We start from the raw sequence: 21,526 nt of genomic DNA, 5'->3' as shown, positions 1-21,526 counted from the left end.
GGTGTGTGTACGCGGGTCCTTGAACGGGACCCGGTCGGGCGGGAGGTCAGCCGTTCGCGGCGCTCATCGGGCGGCGGGGCGGTCGCGCCAGGGCAGTCGCTCGACGGCCAGGTCGTAGGAATCCTCGACCGCGTCGGTGACCAGCCGCTCGGTGATACCGGGGCCCGGCCCGAGCGAGATCCAGTGGCGTTTGTCGAGGTAACGGCCCGGTGTGATCGAAGGGTGGGCACGTTCTTGCGTGCGGGCGTGTTCGGGTTCGCACTTGACCGTGATGATCTGCTCGTCCGGGTCGTCGGTGACGATCAGGAACACCTTGCCCGCGACCTTGTACACGTCGAGCCCCGGGGTGAAGGGGTATCCGTGGCTGACGTCGGGGAGGGCCAGGGCCGCCTGGCGGGCGATGTCCTGGAGCCGGTCACCGGCCGCGCTCACCGGGCCGCCCGCGTGCGGCTGCCGTAGGTGTGCGGGTCGACGGGCCGCTCGGCCCTGGGCAGGCGGGCGACCACGAGTCGGTATGAGTCGGTGACGAGTTCGTCGACGAGTTCCTTGTCGACGCCGTCCCCGCCTTCCAGCGTGATCCAGTGCTTCTTGTTCATGTGGTAACCGGGGGTGATGTGGCTGTACTGCTCCCGCAGGGCGTGGGCCTCGCTGGGGTCCGCCTTGAGGATCACGACGGGGCGCCCCGGGACCTCGGTCATCAGCATGAACACCTTGCCGCGCACCTTGAAGACCTCCCAGTCTGGGCCGAAGGGATGCTCCAGCGCTGCTCCGGGAAGCTCCTCGGCGCAGTCGGCGGCGGTCTTGCGCAGGGTCGTTCCGTTCATGAACGTTTCCTTCCTCAGGTGAGCGCGGGCTGGGCACCCCATGACGCGAGTGGCGCGCCGAGCGGTTGTGGCGGCGCCACCTCCCACTCTCTCCCCGAAACCGACATAAGGTGCAGTAGGCTGCGGACATGTGATGGTCGACAAGCGACACCCCAGCCCGAGCGGACAGGCGGGGCCGGCCGCGGTCCCGCTGTACGGTTTCCAGCCCCCGGTCGGCACTCCGTACGGCCTTGAAGTGAGTACCGTCGAGGATTTCTTCGTCCAGCACGACGACTGGCCGTGGAACCCGCCCCGTCCGGGCCGTGCCACCTTCCACTACCTCATCGCCGTCACCGAGGGAGAGTTGCGGCACGACGTCGACTACGTCACGCGGACCGTCGCCTCCGGCCAGTGGCTGTGGGTGCGTCCCGGACACACGCAGTGCTGGCATCCGCTCGGCGCCGCCCGCGGCCCGTTCATCCTGTTCGAGCCGGACGTGCTGCGGCCCGACATCGCCCGCCTGCTGGCCCCGCTCATCGCGCACGAGGCTCCTGCCGTGCTGAGCCCGCACCCCGACGACGCCGCCTGGCTCCAGCAGACGGCACTCCAGCTCCTGGACGAACACCGCGCACTGGGGCGCCGTCCCCTCGACGTCCACCACGCCCTGCGGCGCAGCCTGCTCGAATCACTGCTGCTGCGCCTGGCCAACGCCCCTGGGATCACTCCCGCCGAGACGAGTGCCGGCAGCAGCCGTGGTGACGCCTACGGACGGTTCGCGGACGCCCTGGAGCTGCACTTCCGAGAACTGCACCGGGCCGCGGATTACGCGGAGTTGCTCGGCTGCTCGGTCCGCACCCTCAGCCGTGCCGCCCGTGAAACCACCGGCAAGGGGGTGCGTGAGCTCATCGACGAGCGGCGCCTGCTCGAAGCCCGGCGCCTGCTGGGAAGCGCCCGATGGGACGCCCGGTCCGTGGCCGACCACCTCGGCTTCACCGATCCCGCGAACTTCGGCCGGTTCTTCCGCGACCGCACCGGTCTCACCCCGGCCGCCTTCGCGGCCCGCGAAGTGACCGACGCATGAGGGAGACGCGGCGCGGTCTCGGTTGCCCGGGTCTCAGTCGTCCAGGACGACGACGTGCTTGCCCGGCGTGGTGCCGGACTCGAGGTCGGCCTGGGCGTCACGGACCTGTTCCAGGCCGTGGTAGACCTTCGCGACCGGGACGTTGAGGCGTCCTTCGGCGATTGCCTGGAGCTGGTGGGCGAAGACGTCGGCCGGGAGGTCGGCGGCCTGACCGCCGTATGAGGTCAGCCGCACCCCGCCCGGGATCATGAACGGGCTGAAGTCGGGGATCGCCCACTGGCCCGCCAGGGCTCCGGTGAAGCACACGGTGCCGTGACGACGGACGGTGCGGAAGGTGTCGGCGAGGACCGAGCAGCCCACCAGTTCCAGTGCGGCGTCGACACCGTCCGGCATCAGCTCGCGCACCTGGCCGGCGAGGGTGCCGTTGTCGACGAGGGGATGGTCGACGCCCGCGGCCCGCAGTTCCCCGGCCCTGTCCGGGCTGCGGGTGGTGGACAGCACGGTCGCTCCGAGGTCCTTCGCGATCGTGGCCGCGCTCAGCCCGACCGTGGAGGTGCCGCCGCGGATGAGTAGCGTCTGCCCGGCCTTGAGGTCCAGGCCGTGGGTCAGCGATCCGTAGGCGGTCTGGAACATCTCCGGCAGCGCACCGACCACGTCCCACGGCAGGCCGGTCTCGCACGGGATGACCTGCTGCGCGGGAACGGTAACGTACTGGGCGTACGCGCCGTCGTACGAGCGGCCCATGCCGCCCATCATCGTGGCCACCTGCTGGCCCGGGCTCAGCCCGCTGTCCTCGTCGGCCTCCTCAATGACGCCGACGCCCTCGATGCCGGGGATACGCGGGTAGGTGACTTCCGCGTCCGACTCGCCTTTGCGGGTTATGACTTCGGACTCGTTGACGCCGAATGCCTTTACCTTGATCCGCACCCAGCCGGGCTTGCGGACGGGCACCGGCACGTCCTTGATCTGAAGTGCGTCCAGGCCGCCGGGGCGGGTGACGACGACGGCCCGCATGGTCGCCGGTGTGGCGCCGTTGGCTGCTGCTGTCGGTTGGCTCATGGCGAGTTCCTCTGTTCACCCCCCCCTGGTGCGCTGTTCCGTATCGCCCGCTGGCCGTCAGGGGCGTTCGATGCCCTCCCACAGGTCGAGGACCTGCTGGTAGTGGGCGGTGCCCTCGAAGGGAGAGTTGCCGACGGTTTCCGAGGTGGGCTTGTCCGTGACGGCGGGCCACAGGCGGGAGTGCTCGCCGGTGGCGAAGTCGAGGACGATGTCGCGGATACGGGTGTCCCGCTCGGCCTGCTCCGCGCTGCGGTCCGGCTGTTCCTGGCCGACCAGGGCGTACATCTCGGTGCCGTGCACGGCGGGCGCGCCTTCGGCGGGGCCGATCAGGAGGAGGTGGGCGTTGCCGCCGGCGGCGGCGTGGGCCAGGGCGCCGCGGGCGGCGGGGATCGCGAAGAGGTAGTCCCCCATGACCGCGGCGCGGACCTCGGCCGGGGTACGGCCGCCCTGGTCGTAGGCAGCGACGATCTTCTTGGCGCGGGAGCGGGAAATGCGCCACCCCGCGACCTCGTCGACGACGCGGTCGATGGTGCCCGGGTCGAACCGGTCGAGGTCGTTCGCCACCCACCAGCCCATGTCGTCGCTGGCCATGCTCAGCAGCACATCGACATCGCGGTGCGCGCCCGAGGCGAGGACGTCCATGGGGTGGGCGTGCACCACCGCGCCGGGCTGTCCGATGTCCAGGACGACGCCGGTGGCCTTGTTGTCCACCCCGCCGCGGACTCCGAGATCCGTCGGGGCGACCTTGCGTAGGGCGTCCCTCAGGGAGATCGCGTCGAGGTCGAGCAGCTTCGCCGGGTTGTCCGCGACACCGAGTTCGGTGACGAACCGCTCCGCGAGCTCCTCGGCCCACCAGGCCGGGATGGAGCGAGCGGGCCCGCCGGAGAACCCGGCCAGGCGCCGGTACAGGCCGTCGGCCGAGGAGGCGCCGAGCAGTCCGAAGGAGGAGTAGGCGCCGCCGCTGTGACCGTAGACGGTGACCTGGTCGGGGTCGCCGCCGAAGTGGGCGATGTTCCGCTGGATCCAGGTCAGCGCGGCGATGATGTCCTGGAGGAAGAGGTTGCTGGCCTCGGCGAGCTTCCCGCCGTACTGCGAGAGCGAGAGCGGGCCCAGGGCGCCGAGCCGGTAGTTGATCGACACGCCCACCACGCGCCCCGTCGCGGCGAGACCGGCGGCGTTCGAGGTGATCTGCGTGTTCGCGCCGTACTCGAATCCGCCGCCGTGGATGTACACGGTCACCGGGAGCGCCTTGCCGGCCGGCTGCTCGGGGGCCCACACGTTCAGGTTCAGGCAGTCCTCGCCCATTCCGCTGTCCGCTTCGAGCCAGTCGCCGCTGTCGGGCTGGACGGAGACGACGCCCTTGCGGTCGTAGGGGAGGTCCGGATCGAAGTCCGCGACCACGGGGCGGCGGTACCGCTCGGCGGTGGCGTACGGGATTCCCCACCAGGACCGCGCCCCTGGTGCGGTCGGGGCCTTGGGAGGGGTGGCGGTCATGACATGTCCTTCCGGCGCGGTTCGAGTGGTTCGCGCGGTGTATCGGCAGATGGTTGCTGCGGTGACGCTCTCCAATCCTTCCCTGGGATCCGACAGCTCGCCCGGCGGAGAGCAGTCACCCGATGGTCACCAGGCGACACTTCGCCGCTCCTCTTTTTCGCGATTCGCGGCTCCGGCGGCCTCGCGTTCCGGATGGCACTCCGCTGGAGACCCTTCCGAGGAGCCGGCCACACCTGCGCTCCTGCATCATCGGATCGTCGCCGGCCGTGCGGGCTTGGTGGCGTCGCCGTCCACGATGGCCGCCTGCGACGGGGACGGCGAGGCGGCCGGGCGTTCCGGCCGGAACACCCTTGGTCCGCTGGGCCTCGGCCAGGGCGACGGCACCCCCTCATCGACACCGGGAAGATCCGCCCCGTCATCGACCGCGTCTTCCCGTTCGAAGACACCTCCAGGCCCTGGAATACGTCGAAAAGTGACGGGCGAAGGCCGGTAAAGTCGTCGCCGCGATGACGTGAGAACGCGATTATGCACCGCCCGAGGACGCCGTCACGGTGCTGCCCGCGCAGTTCGGCGGTGACGAACTCGACGACGTATTCGGCGGTGACGCGCCAGTGGACGGTCACGACCGTGAGGGGAAGATCTGCCAGAGCGGCAGCGGGCAAGTCGTCGGCACCGAATACCGACAGGTCAGGGCGCGCAAACCGAGATGACGCAGTCCTGCCGGGACGGCGACGTCATCGAGGGCGCAGATCTTGGTGACGCCTTCCTCCCGCCAGCCGGTCGGTCCCACATCGGAGGGGGATCGCTTCCCGCGGGTCCCGCCCCGCGCACGCCGGTCGCCGAGGTCGGCCCCATGCCTGGCGGAGATGCTCCAGGGGCCGAAAAAGGGGACTCGTGGCTTGGATGCCGACGCATTGTCCCCTTACGGAGAGTAGCTGTGGCCGAGGGTCGCACCGATGCTCCGGACTGCTCACAGAACGCGTGCTGCTCGGCCCCTTCTCGCTGTGCCAGCAGGCGTCGATGGGCCGGCTGCACGGGAGGCGCCAGTTCGGTCCGAGTGTTGCGGGGGCGGTGTGGCGAACACCTAACCGATCCCCGGTCGAGCCGGATCGAGGAGGATGCAGCCGGATGGAAAAGGGTGGCTATGTCCGTTGTTTCGGCATCGTCGCAGGTGAGAGGCGTCACTCCTATGGGTTCGAGTCCCACCCGCCCCACTGCGAGACCCCAGACAGAATCGTTCTGACCTGGGGAAACGCGTTTTCTGGGGGCGTTTTGCGTGTGGCGGACGCCTAACGGCGGTGTGGCGAGCGCGAGTCCTCGCGTCCCGTAGATGAGCCTTGGGCAGCTGTGACCTGGGCTTTCGTGGTGACGCCTCCGTGGGGTCGTCGAGATGGCTCCCACGGCTCCTGCGCCTGGTCGACGAGACACTCCTGGTAATCCCGCGCCCTCGGTGCTGTCCCTGCCTGCGGGCGCCGGGGGAGGCTGGTGAGCAGAGGGCCGGCGATGGCGGCTGGCTCCAGCTGTGGCGTTGATGGCGTGGCCCCCTGTGCTCGCGGGTGTCTGCGTCGGCTGAAAAGTGGTTCTGGATCACTTTCCGTGCCAGGGCCGCAGAGGGTCACCGAAGCCGCGATCATGAACCCTCGTGACTGACGCTCTCCTGCAAGACCTCTGGTTCCACCACGCCGACGCCGTCGCGCTCACCGCCGTCGCCATCTGCGGCGAGCTGGTGACCATCCAGGCCGCCGCGACGACGGTCCGGTCTGAGTGCCCGGCTTGCCGAGCCAGCTCGACGCGGGTGCACAGCCGGTACACGCGCCGCCTGGACGGCACGGCGGCGGGCCGACGCCGGGGGCATCGAGTGACAGGTTCGTCGGTTTCGGTGCAGTCAACAGGCCTGCCAACAGCCCATGTTCGTCGAGCAGATACGTGCTCTGACCTTCCGACACGGCCGACGAAGCCAGGGACTGCAGGCTGTCTTGCGGCACGTGGCACTCATGCTGGCCGGCCATGCCGGCGCCTGGCTCGCTGACGTTCCTGCCGTCCCGGTGAGCCGTTCGACGCTGTTGCGGCTGATGCGAGGGCTGCCCGGGCGTGCAGGTGATCTGCCGCGACCGCTCCGGCACCTACGCCGAGGCCGGACGCCTCGGCGCCCCCGACGCCCCCGGTCCTGCCACCGGCCACTGCCGGGCCGCGACGCTCGGGGCGTCTGTCGGACCGCGTCCGTGAACAGCACGCAGCCGTCCATGGCCTACTCCAGGAGGGAACCGCTCTGCGTGTCATCGCCCGTCGGCTGGGTCTGGCCCGCACCACTGTGCGGCGCTTGGCGCACGCGAAGGACCCCGATGAGCTGCTGGTCGGCCGCTGGACAGGACGCGCCAGCATCCTCGCCCCCCACAAGCCCTACATCGAGCAGCGGTACGCCGAGGGCTGCCCGGTCACCCGACGCCTCTTCGAAGAAATCCGCCAGCGCGGCTACGACGGCCAGGAACAGATCGTCCCCGCAAGTGTGTTCACCCCCTCCGGGCGGCCTTCCCGAAGCAGCCTTGCCGCCGGCGTGAGGGTGGCGATCGGGGAAGAGGAGGGTCCAGCCGTTCTCGCGGGCTTTGGCGGTGAGGAGGTCGACCCGCTCGGGGCTCTCGATGTGGAAGGCGAGGTGGTTCAGGACGGTCGCGCACGGGTCGTGGCGATCTGCCGTGAGGGCGGGGGGATTGCTCGAAGACGAGGTAGGTGGGGCCGAGTTTCCAGCTGCGGCCGTGCTTCCAGCTCTGGTGGAGGGTGTGGCCTGCGGCATCTGCGTGACCGGAGTCATCCTGGCGTGCACCTCACTGCAACGACCCCGACGGGCCGCCTTCTGGCCATGTTGATGGCCCCGTTTGCGCGTGGCGTCGCTCGCTCTTCCGCATGGAAGGCGGCTTCTTTCGTACATTTGTTCACCCCTCCGCTTGCGGGTGGCCGAGGTGTGCGCCCGGCCCGCCGGTCGGCCGGAAGCGGAGCATGCCCCGTCCTGCTGCAACCTCTTCGGCGGACTGGAGGGCGCGGACTGGACCGAGGCACCGTCGCTCCGCTGGATCAAGAAGGCGTTGCCGCCTTCCAGGCACCTTTGTGGGCGCGGCTGCCACGCAGGCCTTCTCCGTCGCCGCGTGAGTATGCGGAATCAGTCGGAGGTGCATGCCGGCTAGGCGTCCCGGCCTCCCGCCGAAGGAGCCGCAGGATTCCACAGGGGTCACACAGGTCACTCACAGACTGCCGAGGTTTGCGTTGACTCTCTGCGTAGCGCATGCAATTTCTCGGCCAAGCTCGAATCTTCCTCAACTTGATCCTGTGTCAGGATCGGCGCTCGCAGACAGGGAGACGGGTCCGAAAGGGGAGTTCAGGACCACGTCCACCCTCAGCGTGGTGAGCGACGGATGCGCCGAATGTCTGTCCGTCATTTTCAAGAGGGGGTTGTGCAACACATGTCTTTGCAAAGACTGCTGCCCGTCGTGGCAACAGCGATTGCGGTGTCCATGCCTGCCGTGGCGTTCGCCTCGCCTACGCCATCCGGGACACCCAGCGCTCCATCTCCGTCTCCATCACCGCATCGAGCAGTCCCCGGAGGCCCGGGCGCCACGCGCCCGGCCCCTTCGAGCACCGCTATCGGAATACCGCCAGGGGATCCGTCCAAGGCTTCCGGTATCCGCCCCTCCCAGGCCGCCGCGCTGGAGAAGTTCTGGACGCCGGAACGGATGGCCCAGGCGAAGCCGGTGGATGAGCAGGCCTTACGAGCGGCCAAGTTGGAAACACCAGGGACTGCTGGACCCTCCGCAACCCCTGGTGTTTCCGGACAGACGCCGACTGCCGCGGCCATTGGCCAGGTCGGGCTGTTCTTCTTCGCCAGCGGCAACAGCTACAGGTTCTGCGCTGGAACGGTCGTACCGTCCCAGGGCAAGAACCTGGTGGCCACTGCAGCCCACTGCTTCGACGGCTCGGCTCGCATCACCAATGCGGTCTTTGTCCCAGGCCACGGCGAGAAGGAACTCCGGCCTGCCGGCCTCTTCCCCGTAGACGCCGCGAAGATCAACATGGCTGCGGCCTACACCGCGCTCGGTGGGGATCGTGCCGCGGCCGACGCGGATCTCGCGTTCGCGCCCACCACACCGCGCGTCGATGGGAAGAACGTCGAAGACGTGGTCGGGGCTATTCCTCTCGCGTTCAACGCCGGCTTCGACCACAACGCCGTCCAGGTCGTTTCACCCGCCCCCCGGCAGAAGCCCTCCGAGTGCGCCACCGCGACCCGGAAGTTCACCACCGCCGGGTCGGAGGGATGGGCAGCCGGCAGCTACCTCCAGGCCGACTGCGACGGAAAGACTCCGGGCACTTCTGGCGGCCCCTTCCTCCTTCAAACGGACGGCCGCGTATCGCTGGCCGGAGTCGTGGGCGGCTGGAAGGCCGGCGGGGACGAGCCGGGCACGGTGTACAGCTCCTACTTCGGTGATGACGTCAAGCGTCTCTACGACGAGGCATCCGCTGGAAAGGTCAAGGTCAGCCCGTCACCTTTGGCCAGTCCCGTACCCAAGCCGTCAAGCACGCCCTCGAACGAGCCGTCGCCGTCGAAGTCCGCAGAAGCGCGCCTTTCGGCGGCGGCTGAGTTGGACGCGTTCTGGACTCCCGAGCGCATGGGCCAGGCGAAGCCGGTCGCCGAGCAGGAAGCCCGCGAGGCGCAGATACCCCCTGAAGCACGCAAGAAGTTCAGTGGCCTCGCCCTCACTTCCCCCTCGAAGGAATTCGAGGGCATCCAGCAAGTCGGCACGTTCTACTGGGCCGCCAACGACCAGTACCGATTCTGCGCCGGCACCGTGGTTCCTTCACCGGGGAAGAACCTGGTAGCCACCGCCGCGCACTGCTTCGACAACAATGACAAGGCCCAGAAGCTGGTCTTCGTCCCGAAGCACAGCGAGAAGAACCCCCGCCCGTACGGTGCGTTCCCTGTCGAGAACTACTACATGGACCCTTCCTACGCGCTTCCGGGCGGGGACAAGGCTCAGACGGACCTCGACTTCGCGTTCCTTCAGACTGGCCCACGTTCGGACGGACGCAAGGTCGAGGATGTCGTGGGTGCGATTCCCCTCGCTCTGAACGCCGGCTTCGACCACCCCGACACCCAGGCCATCGGCTACCCGTACCTGGTCGGTGACGACAAGTACAAGCCGAACCAGAACCCGCTCACCTGCAGTACGCCGCTGAAGAAGTTCACCACCGGCAGCTCGGGCGGCTGGACGGGCGGTACGTTCGCCGAGGTCAACTGCAAGGGATACGTCTCCGGAACTTCGGGCGGCCCCTTCCTGATCAAGCAGGGCGACGGCCGGGCACTGGCCGGCGTGACCGGGGGATGGCAGACAGGCGGTCACTCTCCGGACACCTCATACAGCTCCTACTTCGGCGATGAGGTTCAGCGCGTCTACGACGCCGCCGTGGCGGGCCGGCAACCGGGTCCCCGGTCCGTGCTGCCGCCGGGGGAGACCTGGAAGCACGCCAAGGGCATCGCTTCGGGCTACTTCACCGTGGACGGCGACAACATCGACGAAGACCGTATGGACATGTTCGTCATGTGGACCGACGGGGAGGTGAGCCTCTACCGCGGAGCCAACGCCCAGAACGGGAACTTCGACAAGGAGTTCCGCATCATGGGCGCCAATGCGACATGGCGCGACTATGCGGTGGAGATCACAGCCGGAAACTTCACCGGCGACGAGGGCTCAGACATCATCGTCCGCTGGACGGACGGTGAGGTCTCGCTCTACCCGTCCGTGGACGAGAACGGCTTCCACGGCGAGATCCAGATCCAGGCGCCCAACGACGACTGGAGAAACTACGCACGCCAGTTCACCACCGGCCGCTTCACCCCGAACGGACGTCAGGACGACCTCGTTGTCACGTGGAAGGACGGCGAAGTCTCCCTCTACACCGACGTCTCCGAACGCGGCATGGGAACCGAGAGTCAGGTCCTGGCTCCCAACGAAACCTGGAAATACGCCTCTGAGATCGGCTCCGGGGACTACACAGGCAACGACAACTGGGACCTGATCATCCGCTGGAGCGACGGGGAACTCACCAACTACCAGGACTTCAACGGAAACCTGGGCAACTCCAAGGAAAACACCTTGCACGGCCCGGACGAAACGTGGAAGCACGCAGTCATCGTCTCTGGCGGAGACTACTCGGAAAACCCATGGGCCGACGACACAATCGTTCGCTGGACCGACGGAGAGCTCACTCTCTATAGCGACGGAAACGAATCCTCATTCGGCCAGGAGAAGCGTCTCGTCGCGCCAGCGCCATAGAAGAATCCCGCTTCAACAAGGCATCCGGTTCCACCGGAGATAGCCTCGCCCGCCGCCACGGCTGTCCTGGCCCTGAAGGACTCAAGCGTCGGCACCACTGCAGGCAGCTTCCGCCGTATGGACCTACTCGACCCAGCCCGTGCCCTGTCCTGCTGAACAGGCATCCCGCGCCAACAGCCAAGCGAGGCGCGTCCTGCCAAATGGCCGACGGAAGCTAGCCGGCCCGTCGGAAGCATGTTGGGCGCTTCCGACGGGCCGCTTTGCGGCTGGCCATCGAAGACCACTGAGGTCGGCCTTCGGAACCCCTCGCGGGCGAGCCTCGTCTCTCTTCTCGAAGTGACCGTCAACGGAACGGAAGCGCATGAACATCAGCGATCAGCTGGGCCGGCCCGCCTCACGCGGCCAGCGGCCGGGCCGCGCCAGGACGGCGGCGGTAACCGTCGCGCTTCTCGCCGGCACTCTGCTCGGCTGCAGCGGCGGCGGCGGAAACGATCCGGACGCCCGCCCAACCGCCTCATACCAGGAATCGCCTCCCGTCAGGAACGGTATTGAGACGAGTCAGAACACGAAAGACTTCCATAAGTACTTGGCAAGCCACGAAGACAGCAGAGACCTCACGACGATCTTTATTGACGTGAGGATCGAGCGGTCCGGACCCGACCTGTCGGGGATGATCATCACCGGACTCGATAAAAATCTGGAAGACACCGGCTCCCCCGACCGGGAGAAAGCGGAGCGGCTGGCCAAGGCGTTCGCCGCCTGGCGTACCGAGCAGTTCCGGGACCACGGGAGCGTGAAGGTTTATAACCCGGCAATGGAAACAATGGCAGCAGCCACCTGGTAGAACGCCGGCGCCTGCAAGGTGGCTGAGCTTCGGGCGTCGGAGGCGGCGTGGACGGGCAGCGGGACATTGACAGGATTGGCTGTCAACGGCTCGTAGCGGTCCCCGCCTCCGTCATCGGTGGTGCTCCCCTTCAAGGGGATCTCCCCAGGAAGCATACCGAGAACAGAGGCCCCGGAGCAGACAGGAAGACCGAACCACAGTTCCGCTCGGACGGACCTTGCTCTGTTCCGACGAACTTCAAGGCATGACATCAGTGCCTCTTGGCGCCGCAGTTCGGCGCGCCCTGGGGCACTCCCGTGCGCGAGATCGGACAGGTGCCCGCCCCGCGCGAAACCGTGAACCCATGACCAGGAGTTGCGATGCAGCCTGTCACCACCCCCGACCGCACCCGCTCGCTCACGGCGGAAACCCGCGATGAGGCCGCTGAACTGCTGACGAAGGCCCTCCATCTGGGACTCGACTTCAAACTTCAAGCAGAGGTGTTCCTTGAGCGAATTCCGTCCGTTCAGGCTCGGGACCGACTGATTTCGGTCTTACCTGATGATCCGGGCACCGTCGAGGAAGCGCTGGCCGAGTTTACCGAGGCCATGCTGCCGCTCTGCAAGAACGAGGCGAGCCCGCAGTTCCTCGGCTTCGGCGACACCGGTGACGATGTGGGAGCGCTCGCTGGTGGCGTACTCGCTCTTCTGACGCAGCAGAACCTGATCAATCAGAGCTTCGACTCGCCGAGCGCCACGTTCGTCGAGACCACGGCCTTGCGGTGGCTGCGGGAGCTGATCGGTTTCACCAACCCGCCAGTCGAGGACCTCAGGACGGTCTTCGACGTCGGGGGAGTCATCACGCACGGCGGGACGATGAGCAATTCGCTCGCCATGATGCTGGCCCGGGAACACAAAGTGCCGGGCACCATGGAGACCGGGGTCCGGGACCCCGGCCAGTTCTCCATCGTGGTTCCGCGCGACATCGGCCACTACAGCGTGAAGAGCGCGCTGAAGTGGATCGGCCTCGGATACCAGGTCGTCGAGGTGGACACCGACGGCTTCCGCTACGACCTCAAGGCGCTGGAGCGGACCCTTCGACAGCACGAGGGCCGCATCATGTCGGTCGTGGCGTACGCCGGAGACAGCCGTACGCAGACCGTGGACGACCTGCGGGGGGTGCGTGACGTCGTGCGTGCGTGCGACGAGCGTATCTGGCTCCACGCTGACGCCTGCTGGGGTCTGATGTGCTCCTTCAGCGACCGCCTACGCAGCAAGATCGCGGGCATCGAGGACTACGACAGCGTGACGGTGGACCCGCACAAGGTGATGGCCGTTCCGCACAGCCTCGGTGCCCTCCTCGTCCGTGACCCGGCAAGCCTCAAGGCGATCTCCAGCCACTCCGGTCTCATCATGGGCGACGACTTCGACTTCGGTCAGGTCACGCCGTTCATCGGTACCAAGGCCTGGCTGTCGCTCAAGCTGTGGATGATGATGCGCACGCACGGCCGGTCGGGACTCGCCCAACTGGCGGAGGACCGTGTCGAAAAGGCCTTGCGCTTCGCCGACCTGGTCGATTCCCACGACCGGCTGATCCGCCTGCACAAGGTGGACATGATGGCCGTCACGTTCATGTACGTACCTGCGGACGTCGACGTCGCAGCGCCGGACATCGAGCGGATCAACGAAGCCAACCTGCGGATCCACGCGCGCATGCTGGCTGAGGGCCGCTGGCATCTGCACCACTTCGGACTGCCTGACGACGACGGCGTTCTCAAGTACGGGGTGACGCTCTACCCGTTGCGTTTCATGGCCGCCAATCCGCGGATCGAGGACCACCACATGACCGGAGTCCTGGACCACGTCCTGGAGCTGGGAGCCAGGTTCGACGAGGGATCCCTGTAGGTGAACCGGACACGCCGTGAAGTCCCTCACCAGCTCACAGTCAGGAACAGCACGATGATGTCCCAAGACATACAAGCAGTACGTAGGTTTGCCACGCTGGCGCCTTTCCGGGCCAGCCCGGCTGCCCACGATCCCCGCGACGTGATGCGGCTCGCCCTGTCCGAGAACGCTGCGGGTGCCTCGCCTAAAGCCCTGGCCGCCGCACGTGCCGAAATCGAGCACGCCCACTGGTACCCGCACTCCGATGGCGAACCGTTGCGCGGATTGCTCGCCAGGCATTACGGGCTTCCCGCGCAGAAAGTCATCGTCGGCAACGGCCTGGACGAGATCATCATGCTTGTCGCACTCGCCACGTCCGGCAGTACCAAGCCCACCGTGGTGACCGCGAATACCTTCGCCGGCTACGCCGCTTCACTCGAAATCAGCGGTCATGCAGTAAGCGCAGTGCCACAGGCTGCGGCGGGCGGGATCGATCTGGACGGTGTGTGCGAGGCCGCGGCCGGGGCTGCAGCCGTTGTGGTGTGCAACCCGCACAACCCGACGGGTACCGCCCTGAACGCCGAGCAGGTCAAAACCCTGGTGGAAGTGTGCCACGACGCCGGAGCCCTGCTCGTCCTCGACGAGGCGTACGCGGAGTTCGCCGATGCGACATGGTTCGGCAGTGGGCTGCCGTACCTCCATGGCAGGGGGATCGTGGTGCTGCGGACCTTCTCCAAAGCCTACGGCCTGGCCGGCCTGCGCTGCGGCTACGCGCTCGGCGACGAGGATCTCATCGGCGCCATGACCACGATCCGTACGGCCTTGCCGTACAACACAAACCGGGTGGCGCTGGCCGCTGCTGCGGCGGCGCTGGCCGACCAGCAGCATCTGAGGAACGTCGTCAATGACTGCGCCGTGGCCCGCCAAGTACTGCGTACGAGGCTCGCGACCATGGGAGTCCAGACCCTCCCATCGCAGACCAACTTCCTTCTCGCGCATCTCGGTGACGACGCCCCGGGCATCGTCCGGCGCCTTGCCGACGAGCACCGCATCCACATCCGGGACATGACAGGGCTCGGCCTCTCCGGATGGGCTCGGATCGGTGTTCCGCTCACCCGCCACGTACCGGTCCTCACTTCCGCTCTGAGTTCCGCCATGGCGGCAACGGGCTCCCACCACTGAACCGGAGCCTGCTTTGTCCAACCCCTACCGGAAGATATTCGCCGCGCCAGGAACGGCGTCATTCACCACCGCCGGCTTCTTCGGTCGTCTGACGTTGACCATGATGGGCGTCGGCATCATCACCCTGGTCTCCCAACTCACAGGCCAGTACGGCCTTGCCGGCGCACTGTCGGCGACCTTCGCACTGTCCGCTGCCGTAATCGGCCCACAGACATCGCGGTTGGTGGACCGGCACGGCCAGGCACGCGTCCTGCCCCCCACCACCCTCGCCGCCACTGCCGCCGCGGCAGCGTTCCTCGTCAGCCTCGGCCAGGAGGCACCGCAGTGGGTCCTCTTCCCCTGTGCTGCCGGGATGGGCTGTGCCCCCAACGTCGGCTCGATGGTCAAGGCCCGCTGGGCCGAGATCTACCGGGGGTCACCACGTGAACTGCACACCGCGTACTCCTGGGAAGCCGTCGTGGACGAGGTGTCCTACGTCGTCGGGCCCATCGTCTCCATCGGGTTGTCCATCGCATGGTTCCCCCAGGCGGGGGTCTCCCTGGCAGCCGGATTCCTGCTCGTCGGAGTCTTCTGGCTGACAGCCCAGCGTGCCACCGAGCCCCGGAGGCACCCCACGGTCGGCCGCCGGGGAGGGACAGCGATCGGCTCACGCGGCCTGCAGGTCCTCGTAGCCGTGTACGTGGCCATCGGAGGAATCTTCGGCTCCCTTGACGTCGTGACGGTTGCCTTCGCCGAGGCACAGGGCCACAAGGGCGTGGCGAGTGTCGCACTCGCCGCGTACGCGCTTGGCTCCTGCAGTGCGGGCCTCGCCTTCGGGCTCCTCTGTCTAGGAGGAACGCCTTTCGGTAACTGGTTCACGGGGCTGTGCGCGATGGCGGTGACTGCGTTTCCGTTGCTCTTCGCCGACAACCTCTACGTGCTGGCGGCCCTGCTCTTCATCGCCGGGCTGTGCGTCGCACCGACCATGGTGACCACCATGGCCCTCCTCGAACAGCACGTTCCACACGACAAGTTCACCGAAGGCATGACGTGGACCGGCGCCGGCCTCGCCTCGGGGCTGGCGCTTGGCTCCGCCGTTGCCGGCTGGGTCGTCGACGTCTCGGGCGCCCGCGCAGGCTATGTGGTGCCCTGCATCGAGGGCGCGCTGGCAGTCGCCACTGCTCTTCTGGGCAGCGGACGCCTCCGCAGACCACTCGTGACGGATGAAGACGCGACCGGCGAAGCAGCGCTGTCTGCGGGCTGACAGGACCAACGGTTGCTGCGCCGTGGACGTGAGTGCTGGGGTACCGAAGGTCAGTTGAAGTCGAAGATGGCGATGACGGGGGCGTGGTCGGATTCGGGGTATTTGGTGTCGGTGGCGAAGGCGATGGACTCGTCGTGGAGGATTTCGTTGTGGATTTCTGAGCCGCGGTATTGGGCGAGGAGGTTTCGGGTGACGAGCATGTGGTCGATCATCTGGCCTCGGCCGCGGTGGAAGAGGCTGTAGCGGGCTTCGTTGGCGATGGTGTGCTCGATGGGGACGAGAACCCGGGTGGCGAGGTCGGCGTTGCCGGTGTCCTCGACGTTTCCGCAGATCGCCGGCACTGGAACTTCTTCGGGCTCCGAGTTGAAGTCACCGGCGACGATGATCCGGGCGTCAGGGTCGCAGTGGAGGATCTGGTCGACGAGGCCCCGCACTTCCAGGGCCTGGCTCATGCGCTTCATGGAGGACAGGAAGCTGCCTTCGGCCCAGGCGCCGGTGCGCCAGATCCCGACCGGCAGTGCAGGTATCCGTCGGACATGACGGACGCGGAATGGGGGCGGTGCGGCCCTTGCTGCCCACGCCGTCCTGGCTGGAGGGCCGGGGCGGGCAGCCCGAGGACTATTGCCACCGTCAGATGCTGGATGCGATCCGCTACCTGGTCGCGGGCGGCATTTCCTGGCGGGCGATGCCCGCGGACTTCCCCGGCCGGGCCCGGGTCCATGCCTTCTTCCGCCGCTGGCGCGAGAGCGGGCTGGTCGCGGAGTTCCATGACCGGCTGCGCGCCCGGGTGCGGGAGCGCGAGGGGCGGGGGCGGGAGCCGACGGCGGGGATCATCGACGCACAGTCGGTGAAAGCCGCCGCGAACGTTCCCGCCGCCTCAAGCGGCTTCGACGGCGGGAAGCTGATCAACGGGCGGAAGCGGCACATCGTGACCGGCTGTCTGGGCCTGCTGCTGGTCGTGGCCGTGACCGCCGCGAACATCGGGGACCTGGGACGGGAATCGGACGCGGTGCTCCTCCACAACCCCGAGCACCCCCACCCCCGACGCCGAGATGCTGGCGCAAGCGTGCGCGGCACTACGCAACGTGACTGTTCGCAGTGGGCGAACATGGGCCAGAGCGTGGGAGCCCCTTGCAACCTACGCAACGATTTGAGGGTGCAGGTAGGCAGAGTCTTCTGAGCTCCGCAGGTGCGGCAGATGCGCGGGACGCGGAGGAAGTGGTGTGGCGAACGCCTAACAGCCCCCGATGGAGCAGGATCGAGGAGGATGCAGCCGGATGGAATCGGATAGATATGTCCGATCCTCCGGCATCTTCGCAGGTGAGACGCGTCACTGAAATGGGTTCGAGTCCCACCCGCCCCACCACGTTCCGGGTCAGAAGAAACGTTCTGGCCCGGTTTTTTCATGCCTTGCCGCCGACGGAGAACGCCCGGCCGGGCTTTCCGGCCGGGCGTTCGCGTTCCGTGTCCTAGAACGCCTCCGTCTCGTCCGCCAGGTGGCGCAGAACGTCCATCAGGTCCCCGTGGCGGGCGAAGGCCGTGCGCTGGCGGTGGGCGCCCGAGCCGTCGCGCAGCAGGCCGGCCATCGTCCTGGCCGCGTGGTCGAGGTCGCCGGAGGCGGCCAGTTCGGGGGCCACCAGGTCGAGCAGTGCCTCCGCCAGGTCCGCCGCGGGGAGTTCGGCGCCGGTGTACGGGTCCAGGCCGAATCCCTCCAGGCCGTCGTGGGCCGCCCGCCACCGCGCGAGGCGCAGTACGTCGTCCCGTACGGGCGGGTCGGGCCGCTGCTCGGAGATCTCGCGCAGGGCCGTCGCCACGAGGGCGCGGGCCAGTTCGGCCTGCAGGACGGCCGTGTCGATGTCCGGGGACATGTCGGGCGCCCGGAATTCGAGCGTCGGCCAGTTCCCCGAGGGGCGCAGGTCCCAGTAGACCATCTTGGTGTCCAGGGCCGCCCCCGAGCCGAGCAGGGTCGCCACCGAGCGCCGGAAGTGCGCCGTGGAGGTGAAGTGCGGGGGCAGGCCGGCCGATGGCCAGCCCGACCAGGCCATCGCCCGCCAGCTGGAGTGCCCGGTGTCGCGGCCGCCCCAGAAGGGGGAGTTGGCCGCCAGCGCGATCAGCGTGGGCAGCCAGGGCCTGACCCTGTTGGACACCGCGACCGCCGTGTCCACGTCGAGGGTGCCGATGTGGATGTGCCGGCCGCAGCTGACGAGGGTGTCGGTGAGCGCGCCGAACCGCCGGTGCTGTTCGCGCTGGCGCGGCTCGTCGTCGGTCAGGTGGAGCGGGCCCTCCACGGCCATCACCGGCGAGGGCGCGGCCAGCAGCCGGCAGCCGTGGGTGCGGGCCGCCCGCGCCAGGGTGCGCCGCAGCCCGGCGAGCTCTCTGCGCAGCGTCACGGCCGAGTCGGCGACCGGGGTGGAGATCTCCACCTGGTAGCGGGTGCCCTCCGCGTGCAGTTCGTGGGGGAGTCCGGCGGCGGTGGAGAGGACGAGAGGGGCGGCCGGGACCACCCGCAGCGTGCGGGCGTCGATGAGGAGGAACTCCTCCTCGACACCCACGGTGAGCGGGAAGAGCGCGTCGACCGCGCTCGGGGTGCCGGTGCTCGTGGTGCTGGTGCCAGGTTCGATCACTGCGCCTCCCTGGACATACGAGTCTTTTCATCATGAGCCGAACTCTGGGCGGGGAGCGCACGTCTATTCGGTCAAATGTCCGGTGACAGTGGCGGGTTACCGGTAAGGAGCGCCCCGCTCTGGGGCCCTGGATCGCGATGGGGCGACTGTTGCGGGTGCGTGACGGGAAGTCCGCTCCACCAAGCCCCGACGGGGCGGCTCTCTTGAAAATGACCTGAGCGTGTGTGCGTCGGTGCAGGTCAGACCACTCCCTCACGGGAGGCGACGGTGACGTTGAGGCCGAGGGCGGCGAGTTGCGCGAGCAGGCGGCGCGTCTGTCGTTCCTTGCCGAGCCGGTTGGTGAAGTGGTCGGGGCCGAGGTCCTGGTAAGGGACGAGGTTGTGGAGTATGTGCCAGGCGGCGACCAGGATCGAGTGGCCCACGGCGAGGGTGGCGCGCTTGCCGCCTCGGTGGGGGACGAGCCTGCGGTACTGGGCCCCAAGGTAAGTGCTCTTGCTGCGGGCGGCGGAGGCACCGGCCATGAACAGCGCGGTCTTGAGCCAGGTGTCGCCGTGCCGGGTCCGGCCGCTGAGGCGCTTGCCGGCGGACTCCTTGTTGCCCGGGCATATCCCGGCCCAAGACGCGAGGTGCCCGGCGGTGGCGAAGCGGCCCATGTCGACGCCGATCTCGGCGATCAGGATCTGGGCCAGGGTCGCGCTGATCCCGGGAATAGTGATCAGCAGCTCGACCTGGGCACGCAACGGCACCAGCTGCCGGCCGATCTCCTCGCTCAAGCGCGCGATCCTGTTGTCGGCCTCGTCGATCGCACGGAGCATCGCGGCGACCATGAACGCATGATGCTCGGTGAAACGGCCGGTCAGAGCGCGGGTCAGGAGCGGGACTTTGCCTTGAAGGCTGCCCAGCGCGAGGTCCGCCAGGACCTGGGGGTCACGCTCGCCACCCACGAGTGCGTCGAGCATGGCCCGGGCTGAGCGGCCGGTGATGTCGGTGACCACAGAGCTGAGCTTGATCCCCGCGTCCTCCAGGAACATGCCCAGCCGGTTGACGTCGCGGACCCGGTCTCGGGTGGTCTCGGTGCGGTAGCGGGTCAGATCCCGCAACTGCCGGATGTCGCGTGGAGGAACGAAGCTGGGCCGGACCAGCCCGTGTTCGACCAGCCGGCAGATCCACTCGCAGTCCTTCACATCGGTCTTGCGACCCGGCACCGTCTTGATGTGCTGGGCGTTCAGCAGCCACGGCTCGATGCCCTCAGTGGCCTCCAGCAGGTAGAACAGCGGCTTCCAGTACGACGCCGTGGCCTCCATCCCCACCCGGGTGACCCCGTTCTCAAGCAGCCAGTCCCGCAGCTCCAGCAGGCCGTCGCTCATGGTCGAGAACGTCCGGACCTCGCGGCGGGTCCGCTTGCCGGCCCCTGGAACCCGGACGCACACTTTGGCGTCCGTCTTGCTCAAGTCGATGCCGGCGCACCGTTCTTCCACCACGTCCATGATCCCAGCCCTCCCACCCGACCGACGCGAGAACGGGTGCCCGCCCATCTGGGGCCACAGGATTCAAAGACGCTCTCTTGCGTGCTCAAGGCAACAACACTGGATTCCTGCGCTCGGCCCCCGCGTCCGACTGGCTATCGGGCTCAACCTTCGGCTCCAAGCAGCATCGACGTCCTCCGGACGGGCACCCGCCCCATTTTCCCGGCCCCGGGGTGAGGCCGCCAGGCCTCGGGATGACTGGTTAGTATCCGTTGTGACTCGCACGACCGTCCCCCAGCCGCCCGCCCGTCCCAGACGCCGCATATTCGCCGATCTCACGCCGCTGAGATCCTCCCCGGACTATCGCCGGCTCTGGGTCGGCGGGACCATTTCCTGGCTGGGCCAGGCGATGACCGCGCTCGCGATCTCGCTCCAGGTCTACGAGATCACCGGCTCCAGCTTCTCCGTCGGGCTGGTCGGGCTCTTCTCGCTCGTCCCGCTCGTCGCCTTCGGGCTCTACGGCGGTGCCATCGCCGACACCGTCGACCGCCGCAAGCTCGGGCTCTACAGCTCGCTGGGTCTGGCCGTCCTGTCCGTCGCGCTGGCCGGCGCGGCGGTCCTCGACTACCACCGGGTCTGGCTGCTGTACTGCGTCGTCGCCCTGCAGTCGGTGTGCGGGGCGCTCAACGGGCCCGCCCGGTCGGCGATGATCCCGCGGCTGCTGCCCGCCGAGCAGCTGCCCGCCGCCAACGCCCTGAACTCCGTGACCATGACCTTCGGCATGACGGCCGGTCCGATGCTGGGCGGCGTCATCGTCGGATGGTGGGGCTACCAGGCCGCCTACCTGATCGACGCCGTCACCTTCAGCGCCGCGCTCTACGCGATGTGGCGGCTGCCGTCGATGAGGCCCGACCGGGCGGAGGGCCGCAAGGGCAGGGCCTCCGTCATCGACGGTCTGCGCTTCCTCGGGACCCGGCCCAACATCCGGATGACCTTCTTCTCCGACATGGCCGCCATGGTGCTGGCCCAGCCGAAGGCGCTGTTCCCGGCCGTCGCCGTGCTCTGGTACGGCGGCGACGCCAAGACGGTCGGGCTGCTGGTGGCCGCCCCCGCCGTGGGCGCGCTGCTCGGCGGGCTGTTCTCGGGCTGGCAGGGGCGGATCCGCCGGCACGGGGTGGCGATCCTGATCGCCGTCGCCGCGTGGGGGCTGGCCATCGCCGTGTTCGGGCTGACCCGCAACCTCTGGCTCGGGCTGTTCTTCCTGGCCCTGGCCGGCTGCTCCGACACCATCTCGATGGTGTTCCGCACCACCATGCTCCAGGCGGCCACCCCCGACGACATGCGGGGCCGCCTGCAGGGCGTCTTCATCGTGGTCGTCGCGGGCGGGCCCCGGCTCGGGGACTTCGTCGCCGGGACCACCGCCGACCTCACCTCCCCGACCGTCGCGATCACGGGCGGCGGGCTCGGATGCGTACTCGTGCTGGTGCTGCTGGCCCTGCGGTGGCGGGGCTTCGCCCGCTACGACGCGCGCACTCCGCAGGCCTGAGC

The 21,526-nt window shown here is 68.2% G+C and carries 16 protein-coding genes and 1 pseudogene; 9 read left to right on the top strand and 8 right to left on the bottom strand.

Features of this window, described 5'->3' with window-relative positions; all coding sequences use genetic code 11:
• Nucleotides 1-63 precede the first annotated feature (63 nt).
• Complete coding sequence (locus J7F03_RS36475; RefSeq protein ID WP_214957219.1) at nt 64-432, bottom strand: MmcQ/YjbR family DNA-binding protein; 369 nt, start codon at nt 430-432, stop codon at nt 64-66.
• A complete protein-coding gene (locus J7F03_RS36470) occupies nt 429-824 on the bottom strand; it encodes an MmcQ/YjbR family DNA-binding protein (protein WP_214957217.1) in 396 nt (131 codons plus the stop codon). The genes J7F03_RS36475 and J7F03_RS36470 overlap by 4 nt, the downstream gene beginning before the upstream one ends.
• Nucleotides 825-954: 130 nt before the next feature.
• Between J7F03_RS36470 and J7F03_RS36465 the strand changes: the two genes are divergently transcribed.
• Nucleotides 955-1,884 carry an AraC family transcriptional regulator gene (locus J7F03_RS36465; protein WP_214957215.1) on the top strand — a complete coding sequence of 310 codons (930 nt, stop codon included), beginning with the start codon at nt 955-957 and terminating at the stop codon, nt 1,882-1,884.
• A 33-nt stretch (nt 1,885-1,917) separates the two neighbouring features.
• Here the strand turns inward: J7F03_RS36465 and J7F03_RS36460 are convergent, their stop codons facing one another.
• Together J7F03_RS36460 and J7F03_RS36455 are read right to left on the bottom strand one after the other, a co-directional pair.
• Nucleotides 1,918-2,943 (bottom strand): alcohol dehydrogenase catalytic domain-containing protein, encoded by a 1,026-nt coding sequence (locus J7F03_RS36460; RefSeq protein WP_214957213.1) that lies wholly within the window; start codon nt 2,941-2,943, stop codon nt 1,918-1,920.
• 57 nt (nt 2,944-3,000) lie between these two features.
• The gene (locus J7F03_RS36455; protein ID WP_214957211.1) at nt 3,001-4,437 is read right to left on the bottom strand and encodes a carboxylesterase family protein; all 1,437 of its coding nucleotides are present in this window, start codon (nt 4,435-4,437) and stop codon (nt 3,001-3,003) included.
• A 551-nt stretch (nt 4,438-4,988) separates the two neighbouring features.
• Here J7F03_RS36455 and J7F03_RS36450 point away from each other — a divergent pair.
• Complete coding sequence (locus J7F03_RS36450) at nt 4,989-5,147, top strand: hypothetical protein (RefSeq protein WP_214957209.1); 159 nt, start codon at nt 4,989-4,991, stop codon at nt 5,145-5,147.
• Nucleotides 5,148-6,982: 1,835 nt separating this feature from the next.
• Here J7F03_RS36450 and J7F03_RS41645 read toward each other — a convergent pair.
• A pseudogene (locus tag J7F03_RS41645) lies at nt 6,983-7,229 on the bottom strand (glyoxalase); the annotation flags it as partial.
• A gap of 933 nt (nt 7,230-8,162) precedes the next feature.
• On the opposite strand from J7F03_RS41645, the gene J7F03_RS36440 reads away from it, so the two are divergent.
• The 5 genes from J7F03_RS36440 to J7F03_RS36420 all read left to right on the top strand — a co-directional run bounded on the left by J7F03_RS36440 (nt 8,163) and on the right by J7F03_RS36420 (nt 15,888).
• On the top strand, nt 8,163-10,757 hold the full coding sequence (locus J7F03_RS36440; RefSeq protein WP_214957204.1) for a serine protease: 2,595 nt from the start codon (nt 8,163-8,165) through the stop codon (nt 10,755-10,757).
• A 361-nt stretch (nt 10,758-11,118) separates the two neighbouring features.
• Nucleotides 11,119-11,601: a hypothetical protein gene (locus tag J7F03_RS36435; protein WP_214957202.1), complete on the top strand. Its 483-nt coding sequence runs from the start codon at nt 11,119-11,121 to the stop codon at nt 11,599-11,601.
• 359 nt (nt 11,602-11,960) lie between these two features.
• Nucleotides 11,961-13,484 carry a pyridoxal-dependent decarboxylase gene (locus J7F03_RS36430; RefSeq protein ID WP_214957200.1) on the top strand — a complete coding sequence of 508 codons (1,524 nt, stop codon included), beginning with the start codon at nt 11,961-11,963 and terminating at the stop codon, nt 13,482-13,484.
• 54 nt (nt 13,485-13,538) lie between these two features.
• Nucleotides 13,539-14,645, top strand: a complete 1,107-nt coding sequence (locus J7F03_RS36425) for a histidinol-phosphate transaminase (RefSeq protein WP_214957198.1) — start codon at nt 13,539-13,541, stop codon at nt 14,643-14,645.
• Between the two features lie 13 nt (nt 14,646-14,658).
• Nucleotides 14,659-15,888 (top strand): MFS transporter, encoded by a 1,230-nt coding sequence (locus J7F03_RS36420; protein ID WP_214957196.1) that lies wholly within the window; start codon nt 14,659-14,661, stop codon nt 15,886-15,888.
• 50 nt (nt 15,889-15,938) lie between these two features.
• Here the strand turns inward: J7F03_RS36420 and J7F03_RS36415 are convergent, their stop codons facing one another.
• Nucleotides 15,939-16,349 (bottom strand): endonuclease/exonuclease/phosphatase family protein, encoded by a 411-nt coding sequence (locus J7F03_RS36415; RefSeq protein ID WP_251073024.1) that lies wholly within the window; start codon nt 16,347-16,349, stop codon nt 15,939-15,941.
• A 107-nt stretch (nt 16,350-16,456) separates the two neighbouring features.
• Here J7F03_RS36415 and J7F03_RS36410 point away from each other — a divergent pair, with 107 nt between their 5' ends.
• On the top strand, nt 16,457-17,068 hold the full coding sequence (locus tag J7F03_RS36410) for a transposase (RefSeq protein ID WP_251073023.1): 612 nt from the start codon (nt 16,457-16,459) through the stop codon (nt 17,066-17,068).
• 289 nt (nt 17,069-17,357) lie between these two features.
• On the opposite strand, the gene J7F03_RS36405 is transcribed toward J7F03_RS36410, so the two are convergent.
• Nucleotides 17,358-18,512, bottom strand: a complete 1,155-nt coding sequence (locus tag J7F03_RS36405; RefSeq protein WP_214957194.1) for a glutamate--cysteine ligase — start codon at nt 18,510-18,512, stop codon at nt 17,358-17,360.
• A 239-nt stretch (nt 18,513-18,751) separates the two neighbouring features.
• Complete coding sequence (locus tag J7F03_RS36400; RefSeq protein ID WP_214957192.1) at nt 18,752-19,999, bottom strand: IS110 family transposase; 1,248 nt, start codon at nt 19,997-19,999, stop codon at nt 18,752-18,754.
• Nucleotides 20,000-20,252: 253 nt separating this feature from the next.
• Between J7F03_RS36400 and J7F03_RS36395 the strand changes: the two genes are divergently transcribed.
• Nucleotides 20,253-21,524, top strand: coding sequence for an MFS transporter (locus J7F03_RS36395; RefSeq protein WP_214957190.1), 1,272 nt, complete (start codon nt 20,253-20,255; stop codon nt 21,522-21,524).
• Nucleotides 21,525-21,526 lie beyond the last annotated feature (2 nt).

It is taken from the genome of Streptomyces sp. ISL-43 (assembly GCF_018614195.1).
Lineage (GTDB): Bacteria > Actinomycetota > Actinomycetes > Streptomycetales > Streptomycetaceae > Streptomyces.
This window is presented reverse-complemented; position numbering and strand designations above follow the sequence as displayed.